The sequence below is a fragment of the Paenibacillus sp. PK4536 genome, assembly GCF_028594455.2.
Classification (GTDB): domain Bacteria; phylum Bacillota; class Bacilli; order Paenibacillales; family Paenibacillaceae; genus Saccharibacillus; species Saccharibacillus nuruki.
In genome coordinates this window covers 1,263,901-1,279,441 of record NZ_CP126313.1, presented here as the reverse complement: position 1 = coordinate 1,279,441, position 15,541 = coordinate 1,263,901, and the positions used below count along the sequence as shown (strand labels likewise).

At 41.8% G+C, this 15,541-nt stretch carries 12 protein-coding genes; all 12 read right to left on the bottom strand.

From position 1 onward, the window contains the following. Positions 1-104 precede the first annotated feature (104 nt). The 12 genes from ftsH to mfd all read right to left on the bottom strand — a co-directional run bounded on the left by ftsH (position 105) and on the right by mfd (position 15,364). Complete coding sequence (gene ftsH / locus PO903_RS05920; protein WP_069326083.1) at positions 105-2,159, bottom strand: ATP-dependent zinc metalloprotease FtsH; 2,055 nt, start codon at positions 2,157-2,159, stop codon at positions 105-107. 109 nt (positions 2,160-2,268) lie between these two features. Continuing rightward, positions 2,269-2,808, bottom strand: coding sequence for a hypoxanthine phosphoribosyltransferase (gene hpt / locus PO903_RS05915; RefSeq protein ID WP_069326082.1), 540 nt, complete (start codon positions 2,806-2,808; stop codon positions 2,269-2,271). A 48-nt stretch (positions 2,809-2,856) separates the two neighbouring features. Then, positions 2,857-4,299: a tRNA lysidine(34) synthetase TilS gene (tilS, locus tag PO903_RS05910; RefSeq protein ID WP_137225689.1), complete on the bottom strand. Its 1,443-nt coding sequence runs from the start codon at positions 4,297-4,299 to the stop codon at positions 2,857-2,859. A gap of 28 nt (positions 4,300-4,327) precedes the next feature. After that, a complete protein-coding gene (locus PO903_RS05905; RefSeq protein WP_273592885.1) occupies positions 4,328-5,278 on the bottom strand; it encodes a protein kinase domain-containing protein in 951 nt (316 codons plus the stop codon). Positions 5,279-5,398: 120 nt separating this feature from the next. Beyond that, positions 5,399-5,923, bottom strand: coding sequence for a S1 domain-containing RNA-binding protein (locus tag PO903_RS05900; protein WP_273592884.1), 525 nt, complete (start codon positions 5,921-5,923; stop codon positions 5,399-5,401). 138 nt (positions 5,924-6,061) lie between these two features. Next, positions 6,062-6,421: an FtsB family cell division protein gene (locus PO903_RS05895; RefSeq protein WP_137225685.1), complete on the bottom strand. Its 360-nt coding sequence runs from the start codon at positions 6,419-6,421 to the stop codon at positions 6,062-6,064. A 199-nt stretch (positions 6,422-6,620) separates the two neighbouring features. Further along, positions 6,621-6,905: an RNA-binding S4 domain-containing protein gene (locus PO903_RS05890; RefSeq protein WP_069326078.1), complete on the bottom strand. Its 285-nt coding sequence runs from the start codon at positions 6,903-6,905 to the stop codon at positions 6,621-6,623. Then, positions 6,905-7,177, bottom strand: coding sequence for an HU family DNA-binding protein (locus PO903_RS05885; protein WP_069326077.1), 273 nt, complete (start codon positions 7,175-7,177; stop codon positions 6,905-6,907). The genes PO903_RS05890 and PO903_RS05885 overlap by 1 nt, the downstream gene beginning before the upstream one ends. Positions 7,178-7,431: 254 nt before the next feature. Further along, the gene (gene yabN, locus PO903_RS05880) at positions 7,432-8,919 is read right to left on the bottom strand and encodes a bifunctional methyltransferase/pyrophosphohydrolase YabN (protein ID WP_273592883.1); all 1,488 of its coding nucleotides are present in this window, start codon (positions 8,917-8,919) and stop codon (positions 7,432-7,434) included. Positions 8,920-8,957: 38 nt separating this feature from the next. Beyond that, positions 8,958-10,592, bottom strand: a complete 1,635-nt coding sequence (locus PO903_RS05875; protein ID WP_137225681.1) for a putative polysaccharide biosynthesis protein — start codon at positions 10,590-10,592, stop codon at positions 8,958-8,960. Between the two features lie 139 nt (positions 10,593-10,731). Then, the gene (locus tag PO903_RS05870) at positions 10,732-11,853 is read right to left on the bottom strand and encodes a peptidylprolyl isomerase (RefSeq protein ID WP_273592882.1); all 1,122 of its coding nucleotides are present in this window, start codon (positions 11,851-11,853) and stop codon (positions 10,732-10,734) included. Continuing rightward, positions 11,840-15,364: a transcription-repair coupling factor gene (gene mfd / locus PO903_RS05865; protein ID WP_137225677.1), complete on the bottom strand. Its 3,525-nt coding sequence runs from the start codon at positions 15,362-15,364 to the stop codon at positions 11,840-11,842. The genes PO903_RS05870 and mfd overlap by 14 nt, the downstream gene beginning before the upstream one ends. Between the last annotated feature and the right edge of the window lie 177 nt (positions 15,365-15,541).

Genomic DNA, 15,541 nt, shown 5'->3' with positions numbered 1-15,541 from the left:
TACTCACTTGTCAATCTATGAATTTGAACATATTTTTTAAACGCAAAAAAGCCTGAAGATCCTATTGATCTTCAGGCTTTTTATTTACTGCATTTTGTTATTGATTACGAAGTGGGTGTACTTCCACCTGTTCCATTTGGTCCACGATCTTCGCCAGGGCCATTAGTAGGGCTATTCGGAATATCTCCGTCTTTGCCCAATCCAGGTGTAGATGGAGTGTTATCTTTCTCCAAGCTCAAAGAACCACCGATTGTATCTACAGTTGGTTCGCCACCTTCTGGTGTTTCCCCTGAACCGCTATTACCATCGCTATTGCCAGTATCACTTAAAGATCCAGTTTCGATCAATTCTTTGATTTGTTCTAGATCCAATGTTTCTACTTCAAGCAATGTTTGAGCAATCAAATGCATTTCTCTTGAATGCTTTTGCAATAATTCGCGACAGCGTTCGTAAGATTCCGTAATAAAACGGTGCATTTCTTGATCGATCTCATAAGCGATTTTATCACTATAGTTTTGCTCGTGTCCGATATCACGACCCAAGAATACTTGACCTTGAGCAGTACCGAATTGCATCGGTCCAAGCTTCTCACTCATACCGTATTCAACGATCATGCTACGTACGATACCAGTTGCTTGTTGGAAGTCACTATATGCTCCAGTACCAATCTCGCCGATAAATAATTCTTCAGCAACACGTCCACCTAGCAAACCAGTTACTTTATCCAACAATTCCTGTTTCGTTACAAGCATACGGTCTTCTTTAGGAAGCATAATAACATACCCGCCAGCACGTCCACGCGGTACGATTGTTACTTTGTGTACCATATCCGCATGCTCCAAGAAATAACCTACAATCGTATGACCCGCTTCATGATAAGCAACGATACGTTTTTCACGATCACTAATAACACGACTACGTTTTTCTGTACCTACGATGATACGGTCAATAGCTTCATCAACCTCATTCATCGAAATATCACGACGATTACGACGCGCAGCAAGCAATGCTGCTTCGTTCATCAAGTTCTCCAGATCTGCACCTGTAAAACCTGTTGTACGTTTCGCAATTGTATCCAATCTTACGTTAGACGTAAGTGGTTTGTTACGTGAGTGAACTTTCAGTACAGCTTCGCGACCTTTCACGTCTGGACGATCCACCGTAATTTGACGGTCAAAACGACCTGGACGTAACAATGCAGGATCCAAGATATCTGGACGGTTAGTTGCAGCAACGATAATAATACCTTCGTTAGCTCCAAATCCATCCATTTCAACAAGAAGTTGATTTAGCGTTTGTTCGCGCTCATCATGACCGCCACCAAGACCTGCGCCCCGTTGACGACCAACAGCATCAATTTCATCGATGAAAATAATACATGGTGCATTTTTCTTCGCATTTTCAAACAAATCACGTACACGCGACGCACCGACACCGACAAACATTTCTACGAAATCAGAACCGGAAATGCTGAAGAATGGTACGCCTGCTTCTCCTGCTACTGCACGAGCAAGCAATGTTTTACCAGTACCCGGAGGACCTACAAGAAGTACCCCTTTAGGAATACGAGCTCCAACGGCGTTAAACTTACGTGGATCTTTCAGGAAGTCAACAACTTCGACGAGTTCTTGTTTCTCTTCGTCAGCCCCTGCTACATCCTCGAATGTAATTTTTTTCTTCTCTTCGTTATACAAGCGAGCACGACTCTTACCAAAGTTCATCACTTTGCCGCCGCCACCCTGAGCTTGATTGAAGAGGAAGAAGAACAGAATAAACATAATCACAAGTGGAATCATCGAAGTGATGAATGACAACCAAATACTGTCGCCTTCCATCGGCTTAATGGTTACTTGTGTACCCCCATTGTCACTAGCTGTTTCGATCTCGTTGATCGCTGCATCAGTGGCAGGGATGTAAGAAGAAAATGCATTCGACTTCGCATCTGCTGGTTTTGTTTTGTATTCACCTGTAACTAAATACGCATAGTTATCAAACTGAACCGTAACAGAGGAGACATTACCAGCAGCAAGTGCTGCTTTAAGCTGATCATATCTTGGATTATCGGTAGCTTCGCTTCCGTCACTAACGTAACGTACAATGCCCACCACGACTAAAAAAAGAATTAAATAGAAACCCGAATTCCGGATGAACCGATTCATCCCCTACCTCCTCTCGAGACACTTAAATTATTTTACCATAGCCAGACTTACGTTCTCAATAGAGCTCGAAGCCAAATAACGGATATTGCTGCTATTCAGACATAGGTAATTAGTTTGAATAAATTGCCGGTTTTAAAATCCCAATGTAGGGGAGATTCCGGTATTTCTCAGCATAATCTAGACCGTATCCAACAATAAAAGCATCCGGAATAACAAAACCGGTATAATCTGCTTCTAAGTCAACGGTTCTGCCTGCTGGCTTATCGAAAAGAGTAACTACACGTACGCTACTAGCACTACGACCGCGCAATACCTCCATAAGGTAACTAAGCGTGAGTCCACTGTCAATAATGTCTTCTACGATCAATACGTCCCGTCCTTCAACAGAAACATCTAGATCTTTAATGATTTTGACAACACCGGATGATTTGGTAGATGCTCCATAACTGGATACCGCCATAAAATCAATCTCAAGCGGTACGTCGATCCGTTTAACCAGATCAGCCATAAATACAAAAGCACCTTTCAATACACAAATCACAAGCGGGTTGCGTCCCTTGTAATCGTCACTTAGCTTAGCGCCAAGTTCTAAAATCTTCTGCTGAATCTCTTCTTCACTGATGAGTACTTCTTCAATGTCATTGCGCAACTTGGTTGAACCTCCTACATTATACTTATCAAGCCGAATCGACGATAATCAAACATTTTCTTCAGTTTTTATTCGCCTCATATGTACTACACAAGAAGTACCCGGGTGCACCAAAGCTGATCCCGAACGTCGAATTCCTGGAATCCATAGCACTTGACCGTGAAAATCAGCCAATAAAGGCAAAGTATTACGCTGAGATAATGGTATTTTCTCATCGATAAAAAGATTTTTAACTTTCTTCGTTCCGCCTTTTCCTGTAAGTTTAAACGAGTCACCTTGACGGCGAGAACGCAAACAAAGCGGAAAAGTCAGTAAATCCGCATCAAAAAACGCTTCCTCCGAAGAAAGTTCCATCTGATCTGAATCATTCCTATTCCATGGCAATAATCGGATATCTAATTGCTCCTTGGTAAAAGGAATAGATATAACCTCATTATTACGCAAAATCGGAATACAATATGGTTCATAAAACTTGGGTACTCCTCGTATAAATCGGATATTCTGATACTCTCGGACACAAGTGACCTTATCGCCAATATCCAGACTCCAACTTGTGAGACCACTTTGCATAATCTGTCCCCGAACCATCTCAATTTTGGAAAAATCAAATTGTTCGTAAGATGGTGACAGATAACTCAATATTAGTTTAATCAACCTCCGTTGTAAAGCGACATGCACTTCCACGAAAGAAGTAACTTCAAATGAAAACGATCCTTCTTCTTCTTTAACCAATTCTGCGTATAACGTCCCTGTTTCCTGTTGAATATAATCATTTTCAGTTCCGACAATTTCAGCAAGCCTTGCCAGTGATGGCACCAACTGCTCATTAAATTGCTCCAAAAATGGTAAAACATCCAATCGGATACGGTTACGTGTATACTTGCGGTGAAGATTACTGCTATCTGTAATGTAACCAAAATCGCATTCTTCACAGGCATGAATCAAGGTCGTCTTGTATATACGTAAGAACGGACGTATAAGTTCCACATTTTTTTCAGTTCTACGCATTTTTATTCCGCTTAATCCTTCAGCCCCTGATCCACGCAAAATTCGCATCAATACCGTTTCTGCTTGATCATCCATATGATGAGCCAGTGCGATCGAATGTGCAGACCATTTCTCAGCGATTCGATGCAAAAAATCATAGCGTAATGTACGTGCAGCTTCTTGTGGTCCTTGACCCGTCTCTACCATATAATCAGGCGTACTGACTTCTTCTAGCTCAAAAGGAATGTGCAAGTCTGACGATATCTTAGCTACATATTGCGCTTCTTGTGCAGATTCTTCTGGACGAAATCCATGATTAAGATGAGCGCAGACTAGCTTCCATTGATATTCATCGGATAAAGCATGCAAAACATGAAGTAGTGCTACAGAATCTGGCCCACCTGATACAGCGACAATAATGGTATCGCCAGCTGAACCAAGACGCTGTTCTTTTACAAGTGTTCTGACATGCTCTAACAACGATTGCCATGTCTTTCCACTCATCATACTCTCCCCGTTTCTTGATCGTTTTTTACTTGGTAAAGAATAAAGCGATAAGTAATGTAATTCCTAATATAATGATCGACCAGATCAGCGCATTTTTTAGGCGCCTGGTCACTGGATCGCCATTGTCTCCATATCTATTCAATACACCTGAACCACTTACTGCTTTCCATGCATAATAAGCTTCGCCAGTACTGTCAAATTCTCCGCGCAAAGCACGCTTTAACCAAGGAGCATACCGTTTCAATCTGGGCGTCTGATCGACCAGCGTTACCAGATCGGCAGAACTTCGTATTTGTGGCAATTGAGTAGATATCACTTTTTGTAAGCCTGGTTCATTGAATAATTTGATACACATTACGGCAAAAGCAAACAAATCATAGGCGTAATCTCCTGTCCGACTGCCTGCTTTCCAGAATTTGCGATCATACCATTCTGTAAATTGATGCAGACTTCGTCCTGCTTGACTTGCACCACCGTAATCGATCAATTCTACCTGTCCTTCGTCGGTAATAATTACGTGTTCTGCTTTGAGATCGCCAAATACCCAATCTGCTTCATGCAGATCACGTAGAATTTCTAGTACCCCTAGACCTGCTTTGCCTATATGTTCACTTCCTTTGGATCGAAGGAAATTACTTAATGTTTGACCTTTTACATATTTCATCACATAAAAAGGAATAATGAGTCCATCTTCTTCATAGTCATCGGCATCATATAGATAACGATTGACCTGATTTTTTCCTGTTTCTTTCCAATGCTTATGTAAAGAAAAAAGAAGTTTGATCTCTGCTTGTAACGTACGATTATAAGCTCCCATTTTCAAGGCATATAGATTACCATTCGCTAGAGCAGACACTAAATAAACGGTTCCGTTGGTTCCGGTGCCCAGTACGCGCTGTATCATATACTGTTGTCCTCTGGTTCTTCCGCTAATCATCGTTCCTGGCGGCAATTCAGAATTAGTTGATATTGACACCGGGCTTCTCCTTCTCCTCTGAGGGCAGTCTCTCAATTTAGTGTACCATACCTATAGCAAAAAAACCGCAGATGCCTAGGCACCTACGGTCGTTATTGTGTTCTATATGCAAGGTAAGGATTAACTACGCTTGGCACCACGGCCTCCACGTTTGGATTCCGTATTTTTTTTGAGTGAAGAAATGCGTTCCTCACTATCTTTCATGAAGCGTGTCAATTTATCATCAAACGTAGGTTTGCCAACTGCTGGCTTGTTGAAAGAACGACCTCCACGATCACCGCCGCGGTTAAATCCGCCACCGCCGCCTCCAGAACGTTCTCCGCCGTCTCTACCGCCGCCACCGCTGTTACGTTGCTCAAAGCTACGCTCAGGACGAGGTGGTCTAGAAGATGGTGCTGGTTCTGCTGGTTTGTCAACGGCTTGCTTGATCGAAAGTCCGATTTTACCGTCTTTGTCGACATTGATGACTTTAACAGTAACGACGTCGCCCATTTTAAGATGGTCATTAACGTCTTTTACATAGTTGTCGGCAATTTCCGAGATGTGAACAAGACCAGTGACACCTCCCGACAAATCTACAAATGCTCCAAAGTGCGTTATTCCCGTCACTTTGCCTTCTAACTTGGTGCCCACTTCAATTGCCATAGAGTAAAATAATCCTCCCTTAAAATATACAGTAAAATCCCTTACGGATTACAATCTGCGTTGATTAAATTATAACGGAAGCCGAAAATAAGGTCAACTCACTAATGCTCAGTTTTACGACTTATTTCACTTCATTATTCATTTGCTGTCTGTTGCATCGGTTGCCCAAATCGGTGTTTCACCTGGTAAATACATACCATATTGCTTACGAGCGACTTGTCCGATGTATTCAGGATCTTCCAATCGCTTCACTTCACTTTGCGATTGAGCAAATGCTGCATCTGCTTTTTGCTTCTGCACTTGATGCTGTGCGAGTTCTTCTTTTTTATCCGCTAGATGTATCGACTGCATGATGAAAGTATAGATCGCCCAGCCCAGGAATAACACCATGAAAAGCATCCAAATCCGTAGCCGTCTGCGCGCCCCATTGTTTCCTTGAGATGACTGATTATTTGTTTTGTAGCTACCGCTTCGAATCGGCGTAGGTTTTGATATCATCGGGTTGCCTCCTTGATGGTCTGTCGTTATCGTATCACCAACATTACATTTTAATTAACATTACCACAAAATAACGATTTGTAACACTTTGTCGACAAATTAAAACAAAAACAAAAAAGGCTGTCCTTAAGTCCGAAGACTTAAGGACAACCTTTTTTAAACACTGAGCAATACATATACCATTGGATATCTCTCCAAATTACTCTTTGGAAAAAATATCATCCTGTCTGACGATAGGCTCTTCTTTAAGCAATGTATACATCGTTGCTGCTTCGTCTTTGCGCGTACTATCTGCCAACCGTTCTACTTGTACAGTGACTAGCTTTTGTCCAAATTGAACCGTAATCTCGTCACCGACTTTAAGTGTAGCACTAGGCTTGGCTTCACGTCCGTTCAACAGGACTCGTCCCTGCTCGGACACATCTTTTGCCACAGTACGGCGCTTGATCAGTCTCGATACTTTCAGGAATTTGTCCAGACGCATTAGTTTACCGCTTCTTTAAGTTTGTTACCTGCTTTAAATGCAGGAACAGTAGATTCTGAAATGTTAATTTCTTCACCTGTTTGCGGGTTGCGTCCAGTACGAGCTGCACGTTTGCGAGTTTCAAACGTACCGAAACCGATCAATTGAACTTTATCGCCTTTTGTTAATGCATCTGTAATTTCGCTAAGGAAACCGTTTAATACTGTTTCTACATCTCTTTTTGTCAATCCACTGCTTGTAGAAATGTTGTTAATCAAGTCTGTTTTATTCATTATTCAAAGCCTCCCAAATATTCAAAGAAATATAGCTGCGTTATTCTGATTGTCTATACATGCACAATAAGTTTACGCAAAGTTGCTTGCCTACAGTATATTACATTCTTCACGACATCCCAAATTCCTCTATATTTCACTAGAGTTTTTGGTGCCATATGCATCATAGCATACCGTAAGCGTGTGCTTCAACGCTGCTAGAAAGATCATAACATAAGAACGTATGCTCTGCTTATTTTTTTCGAAATAATTGATTACCCTTTATTTTGCAATTTAGCTTCATCCCATAATTGATCCAGTTCTTCCAGTGTCATCGAACGAATATCTTTGCCTTGCGTGTGTAAAGACTGTTCGATATATTGAAATCTTTGTTTGAATTTGCGATTGACTAATGCTAAAGATTGTTCAGGATCAGCATCGATAAAGCGTGCAATATTCACTGCACAGAACAACACATCTCCAAGTTCCAACTGTTGATCTAATGCAGGATGCCCTTCACGTACTGCTTCTTTAAGCTCTAGAATTTCCTCGTCCATTTTGGCAAAAGCACCTTCGATATTTTCCCAATCAAAGCCGACTTTAGCTGCTTTTTTCTGAATTTTATAAGCAGTTAGTAGTGCAGGCAGATCACGTGGAACCCCATCCAGAAGAGAAGCGGCTACATCTAATGTACCTTTGAGTTTTTTCTCTTCTACTTTCATCGCATCCCAATTTTGGAGTGCCGTCTGTGCATCATTGGCTTCACGATCGCCAAATACATGCGGATGGCGGAAGATCAATTTTTGATTCAGACTTTCGATCACATCATAAACAGTAAAAGCTCCTGTTTCTTCTTCGATCTGAGCATGAAGCATAATTTGTAATAACACATCGCCTAATTCTTCCTGCATATGTTCTGGATCATCATCATCTATCGTTTCTAACACTTCATAGGTTTCTTCAATAAAGTTCTGGCGAAGCGATTGGTGAGTCTGTTCTTGATCCCATGGACAACCACCCGGACTACGTAAAATAGCAACGATCTCATGCAAACGAGCAAATGTACGATTACGTATCTGCTCATCTTCTGTACGAGGTACATAGATCAATGATAAATTACCATAGTTTTCAGTACGATCTAATTCATATACAGGTGTACGTTCGATTATTTCTTTGCCTTGCACTCCCAAATAGTGACACACGATCACTTCAAAATCATCAGGATACAGTTCCATTAAGCTTAATTTGACATCTGAAGCGGTAAACTTATCATAGACTTGTCCAATGACCGTATGAAGCTGAGGCTGAAGCAATTGAGCATTCAACTGCGCTGCATCTAGTAACTGGAATCCTTCGATAGGATCGAAGCCTAGACGGGTAAATGCCTCATCCAAAAAGCTTTCTCCACCCAGTACATTCACAGTAATATTCAGCGCTTGTCCCTGCTCACGCAAAATCTGAACTGTTTTCTCAGCCACCATCGGATGACCGGGTACAGCATAGATAATTTCTTCTGTATCTAGTCCCTCTACTGCTGCTTGTAACAATCGATTAGCAATCTCTGCGTACACTTCTGGAAATGAATTTTTCGATTCATATACATCATCAAATGTGACAAAATCAGCCTGTAAAGCTTCTAATGCTGGATGATCTTTGGTGCGAACAAATAGCTTTTCAGCTTGTTCTAATTTGCGAAAAATTCCGACGGTCAATTGATCAACATCGCCTGAACCCAATCCAACTATTGTAATTTGAGCACTCATATTGTTCCTCCTCACATTTCTCAATAACATCTCTATTTTCACGAAATTAATTTGAATTTTTGGAGTAATTTCGCTAGTTTTTTGCCTATTTTTGGCAAAGCAATAATCTCTGCTGTTGTCATGATTTTCAACTGGAATATCCCGCCGGCAAACACAACACCACCGATACATACTCCGCCTAAAGTAATCAGTGAAGCTTGAATACGTCCATCTAATCCCCAACGATCAAATAGATATTCAGCGCCGAACATCCATGCGATTACAGCACCAGACATCACAGCCACTAAAAATAAAGGCTTCACTACATCTTGCTTCCAGGTAACTTGCAAACGTGTTAATCGTATCAATAACCATGTATTCAATACAGCAGCTACCGCATACCCAACAATACCCGCAAAAGCAGCACCATTAATACCAAAGTACGGCACCAATATAATATTCAGCACCGCTTTGACCACAGTAGCAAGTAGTAGATGTACTGCTGGCGCTTTGACAGAACCCATTCCTTGCAATAATGCAGCGGTCACGATAGATACGGTGGCTCCTACACCTGTAAATGCTAACCAGCGCATCGCTTCGCTACCTGCATCATCTTGATACAACATAATATCTAGCGGAACTGCTAATACAGCTACACCCGCTGAAGCAGCAAGCCCCAGTAACCAAAACCAGCTTAATGCCTGCCGACTCTGCGATTGCACTAGATCCATCCGATCACGCACTCTAGCATCCGCCAGCGCAGGAATAAATAGCACTGATAAGGAAGTTGCTAACATCGACATTAACTGAACTAAAGGCATACCTCGATTGTATATCCCGAATTGTACCATAGCTTCTGCTTCGCTCCAGCCGATCCCTTTTAATAAGCGTGGTACGGTAAAAGTATCCACCAGACTGATTAAAGGAGCAGACAAAGAGCCTAAGCAGATCGGGAGTGCATATAATGATAAAGCTTTAAGTAGCGGAAATACAGGTTCATGCACGCTATGTGATTGAGAGGATAAAGACAACTTGTTCGCTGATTTCTGCCGATAAATCCACCAGTAGATCAGCATCACGAATAGTCCAGCGGCTCCACCAGCAGCAGAACCAAATGTAGCGCCTGCGGCGATCCAATCATCTGCGGCTCCATTACGATCTAACATCAGTAGTAGAATAACCATAGCGGCTACTCGAATCGTCTGTTCAGCAACCTGAGAGACAGCTGTAGGAATCATATTGTGCATTCCTTGGAAGTACCCTCTTAACCCTGCCATGATCGGTACTAACGGCAAAGCGAGTGCTGAACTACGTATCGCGGCTTCTGTATGTCGGTTATCAATCCAATCTGCTAGTAAAGGTGCTCCTATGTACATCAGAATGCCACCCACTACGCCTAACACGATCAACATCACGGATGAGATCGTAAGTACGCGCCTTGCTCCTTCTTCATTACCTGCGGCGATACGTTCAGCTACAAATTTGGAGACGGCAGCTGGAAAACCAGCAGTGGCTACAAGAAGAACGAGCGTATAAAAAGGATACACCGCATTATAAATACCGAATACTCCATCGCCTCCGATATTCTGCAACGGTATTTTTTGGATCGTGCCGATTAATTTAGACAATACAGCAGCTAACGCTAATATAAATGCTCCTTTGAGCATGCGGGACGATGGAGATGATTCTTTCATATGCACGGTGCTCCTTTCTAGCCAGTCGTGGCATTCTTTTTTCGGAATAAATTACACAAAAATAGCGCGGAGTCTCCGCGCTATTTGTTTTGCTCATTCAATCTACTTTTTGCTATAGAAGCCAATCAGTCATCAAATATTATTTACTGCTTTCTGCTGGTGCTTCTGTAGCAGGTGCAGTTGTTGTTGGAGCTGTTGTTCCCTCTGTAGCTGGTGCTGTTGTACCTTCTGTCGGCGCTGTTGGAGCTGTTGGAGCTGTAGTTGCTGGAGCCGTTTCAGATTTAGGTAGATTTTTCTTCGTAATCATACCTGGTACTTCTTTAGACATATACTCACTGAATTTTTGAGAAGCAATTTGAGATTTAATCGTTTCTTTTTCTTCTGTTGTAAGATCAGCAAATGCTTTTTCTGTACGAGATTCAACTTCGATTACATGATAACCGTAATCTGTTTTAACTGGATCACCGATCACACCGATTTTTTGTTCTAGTACTGCATTTTTGAAACCTTCAACCCAGTTTCCGACTTTCTCATTTTCGTAAAGACCACCTTTGTCTTTAGAACCTGTATCGTCAGAATATTTTTTAGCGATGGTTGCAAAGTCTGCTCCGCCATCCAATTTAGCTTTAACTTCTTTAGCTAATTTCAATGCTTGAGCATCTGTACGAGTTGTTTTGCCATCAGCACTTTGTAGTCCGATTAATACATGACGTACAGTCGCTGTTGCATAATCTTTTTTGTTATCTGTGTAGTATTTCTCTACATCTGCATCGGTTACTTTTTCTTTCATCACTTCAGAAGCAGTCAATACACGTGTCATATAATCTTTAACATCTTGCTCTGTCAAATTAGCTTCTTTGAGCATAGTAGCAAGTTGTTCAGGATCTACACTTGTTTTGAATTGTTTCAGTTGTTCTTCACCTTGTTTAGCACCTGCTGTTTTTGCTGCTTCGCTAGCACTTTCATCAAGAGATTTGTAAGCTACCTCTTGCTCAAGCAAAATTTCTTTATATTCGTCCATATCAAACATTTGTGCATATTGAGGAGAGAAGAATTTCATCATACTAACTTCATGATTAAATTCATTTTCAGTGATTGTACCGCCTTTATACTCGGCAACCACCGCACTTGTATCTTTCGTTTCATCATTCTTTGTTTCTGCGGTTGTTCCTTTGTTACAAGCTGCTAACAGACTGATGCACAGAATAGCAACTACTGCTAACATCGTCGTTTTCCGCGCAGCTTTTTTAATTGGCCACATCCTGTAGTTCCCCCTTTAGTTTGAATGATTCCATGATAGCCTCGAGGAATTGGCAGAGCAGTTCAAGTAGCTCGCCATCCGTTAGTCCTTTACCTTTGACTTGAATAACCATATTGGAACCCTGATTAAATTGTACACGTCTTTCGAAGCGATTGCCAACTTGGGACAGTTTGGACAAATTGAACGCTTTTTCTTGCCCTGTATGGAACTTCAGCAACACATCGTCTCCACGGCGCGAAATATTTTCGATTCCATAACGCTTGCCGTACAGCTTGAGTCGTGCCACCTGTAACAACTGCAATACCGCTTCAGGCAATTCACCAAAACGATCCAACAGCTCATCTTCAAGTTCGCCAATATCATCAAATGCAGATAAAACAGCGACCTTTTTATAAATTTCTATTTTTTGGATACTGTCATAAATATAATCAGCTGGAAGATACGCGTCAATAGACAGATCGATAACGGTATTCCAATCGTTCGCTTTGGTATCTTCTTCGCCTAGCATAGTCACTTTACGTTTCTGAATTTCTTCGGCTAACATTTGTGAATACAAGTCAAACCCGACCGAAGCGATAAAGCCCGATTGCTCTGCACCTAGTAGATTACCTGCTCCACGAATCGATAGATCACGCATCGCAATTTTGAAGCCTGAACCCAGCTCTGTGAACTCTTTGATCGATTGCAGACGCTTCTCTGCCACTTCAGTTAAGACTTTATCCCGTTGGTACGTAAAATAAGCATACGCAATTCGGTTCGAACGTCCAACCCGACCACGTAACTGATAAAGCTGAGAAAGACCCATTTTATCAGCATCATGCACGATTAGCGTATTCACGTTTGGAATATCTACGCCTGTCTCAATAATACTGGTACTGACGAGTACATCGAATTCGCCGTCCAAGAAGTCAAGAATCGTTTTCTCCAATTCCTGCTCAGACATTTGACCGTGTCCAACAGCAACTCTTGCATCAGGAACCAGTTCCGAGATTTGCGCTGCCATCTCATGAATGCCTTGTACTTTGTTATAAAGGTAATAAATTTGACCACCACGAATCAATTCGCGCTCTACTGCTTCACGAACCAGAGTATAGCTATGTTCAACCACATACGTCTGTACAGGGAAACGATTCTCTGGCGGTGTCTCAATAACAGAAAGGTCACGCACACCAAGCATCGACATATGAAGCGTACGTGGAATCGGTGTTGCTGTCAGTGTCAGTACATCGACATTGGTTTTGAGGCGTTTGAGCTTTTCTTTATGGGATACACCGAATCGTTGCTCTTCATCGACAATCAATAGACCAAGATCTTTGAAAATAATATCTTGAGATAATAGTCGATGCGTACCAATAACAATATCAACTGTACCTTGCTTGATGCCTTTGATCGTATCATTCTGCTCTTTACGTGTACGGAATCGGCTTAATACACTGATATTGAACGGATATTCAGCAAATCGTTCACGGAATGTCTCATAATGCTGTTGCGCTAAAATAGTAGTTGGGACAAGAATAGCCACTTGCTTACCTTCGATAGCCGACTTAAAGGCTGCCCGAATCGCTACTTCTGTTTTACCATATCCTACATCACCGCAAAGCAGACGATCCATTGGGCGTGTTTGTTCCATATCTTTTTTGATCTCATCAATCGCACGTAACTGATCACGAGTCTCATCGTATGGGAAAATATCTTCAAACTCTTGCTGTTCTGCTGTATCTTTTTCAAATCCATAACCCGAAGCTTCTTGGCGCTCAGCATACAGTTTGATAAGATCATCTGCAATATCTTGAACCGAAGAACGAACTTTACTTTTCACTCTCGTCCATTCATTGCCACCAAGCTTGTAGACTTTCGGTTCTTTTTCTTCAGAACCTACATATTTCTGAATCAAATCGATCTGTTCGATTGGTACAGACAGCTTATCGCCACCTGCATACATAATATGCATATAGTCTTTATGAATACCGGCTACTTCAAGTGTACCGATCCCCATATATTTACCGATACCGTGATTCTGATGAACCACATAGTCGCCTACTTTAAGTTCGGTGTAACTACGAATCCGTTCAGCATTATCTACATTCTTACTGACTTTGCGGACTTTACGCTGCTTTTTAGAGAACATTTCGCCTTCAGTAATAACGGCTAGATTAATCGATGGCAATTCAAATCCTGTTTGTAGACTTCCATCAATCATAATCGGTGTCTCAATATCATAATCGTCAAGAACCCGGCGTACACGCTCCATCCGTTCTTCACCATTTGCCACCATTAATACTTGAATGCCTGCTTTTTTCCAACGTTCCATCTCAGACTTGAGTACGTTCATCTGTCCATGGAAATCTTGCATAGTGCGACTGACAAAGTTAACGATATTGCCGGGTAGCACATGCGGAACTTGACGCAAAAAGATCGACGTCCAGATCGTCTGGAAGCCACTACGATACATAATATCATCAGTGTCTCCAGCAAGCTCAAGCGAAGGCAGGTTTTTACCATTTTGCAGTAAATGCATATTCCATTCGGATTCATCACGCTCTAATTGCTTAGCAGTCTCTAGCAATCGTGCAGGTTCTTCCATAATCAGAATCGTATCTTCAGGCATGTAATTATATAAAGTCACCTGTTCTGGATACAGCAAGCTGATATATTTATATATTTCTGGGAAATAAATATGTTGGCGCATCAATTCGATTTCACGACCAATTTCTTCACGTAGACGAATCTTCGCCTGACGATCGGTCATTTTTTCGATTTGCATTTCAAGACGAGCAGAAGCCAAATCTGCTGCATGATTCATACGGGTACGATCAGCAATAATTTCGCGACAAGGAGTAATGATAATCGATTTGACTTTATCAATCGAACGCTGATCATCAGGATCAAATGTACGAATAGAATCAATATCCTCATCAAATAATTCTATCCGGTAAGCCAGATTAGCAGTCGCAGGGTAAAAATCGATAATCCCGCCACGTACACTCATCTCACCACGTGATTCTACACGTTCTACACGCTCATAGCCAAGCTCAATCATACGCGTCAGAAATGTGTCTAGAACCAGTGTACCGCCTTCTTGCAATTCAATTTCAGCACCTGCTAATGACTCGGGAGCAGGTACAAATCGCCGAATACCGGAAAAAGGCACAACAACAATGCCTCTGAATCCAGCAGCACATTTCATCAATACATCGATGCGTTGAGCTAATGTCTCAGGGCTTGATATCGCTGACTCTGCGGCTACCAGTTCGTTCGCAGGGTATAGCAAAACCTGCTCAGGTGTTAGCGCTTCCTGTAAATCTTCAGCAAGCTTGTGAGCAGCAAACATATTATGAGTGACAACCAATAACGGTCTTTGAACTTCTGTGAACAGACTAGCCATCATGATCTGGCGTGAAGAACCGGATAAACCGGAGATGAGTTGTTCTTTCATCCCGGACACAATACCAGATGTAACAGAACCAAAATCCTTATCTTTGGCAAATGCTTGTATCAGAGTTTCTAACAAAACGGCACCTCACTTATCCTTAGGTAAAAACGGTAAAACGACAAATCGGATTCATCTCGATTTGCCTATAAACAACCGCCTTCTTATCCAACCCTTATTACGGATCAGACTCAAAGGCGGTACTTATGAATTTGGGACAGTTATCAATGTCTGTATTTGCTTACGAATTAAGGCTTA

Excerpts from the sequence above, each read along its gene's own strand:
- PO903_RS05875 (WP_137225681.1), bottom strand. The coding sequence starts at position 10,592 with ATGAAAGAATCATCTCCATCGTCCCGCATGCTCAAAGGAGCATTTATA.
- PO903_RS05885 (WP_069326077.1), bottom strand. The coding sequence starts at position 7,177 with ATGAATAAAACAGACTTGATTAACAACATTTCTACAAGCAGTGGATTG.
- yabN (WP_273592883.1), bottom strand. The coding sequence starts at position 8,919 with ATGAGTGCTCAAATTACAATAGTTGGATTGGGTTCAGGCGATGTTGAT.
- tilS (WP_137225689.1), bottom strand. The coding sequence starts at position 4,299 with ATGAGTGGAAAGACATGGCAATCGTTGTTAGAGCATGTCAGAACACTT.
- ftsH (WP_069326083.1), bottom strand. The coding sequence starts at position 2,159 with ATGAATCGGTTCATCCGGAATTCGGGTTTCTATTTAATTCTTTTTTTA.
- PO903_RS05890 (WP_069326078.1), bottom strand. The coding sequence starts at position 6,905 with ATGCGTCTGGACAAATTCCTGAAAGTATCGAGACTGATCAAGCGCCGT.
- PO903_RS05870 (WP_273592882.1), bottom strand. The coding sequence starts at position 11,853 with ATGTGGCCAATTAAAAAAGCTGCGCGGAAAACGACGATGTTAGCAGTA.
- PO903_RS05895 (WP_137225685.1), bottom strand. The coding sequence starts at position 6,421 with ATGATATCAAAACCTACGCCGATTCGAAGCGGTAGCTACAAAACAAAT.
- PO903_RS05900 (WP_273592884.1), bottom strand. The coding sequence starts at position 5,923 with ATGGCAATTGAAGTGGGCACCAAGTTAGAAGGCAAAGTGACGGGAATA.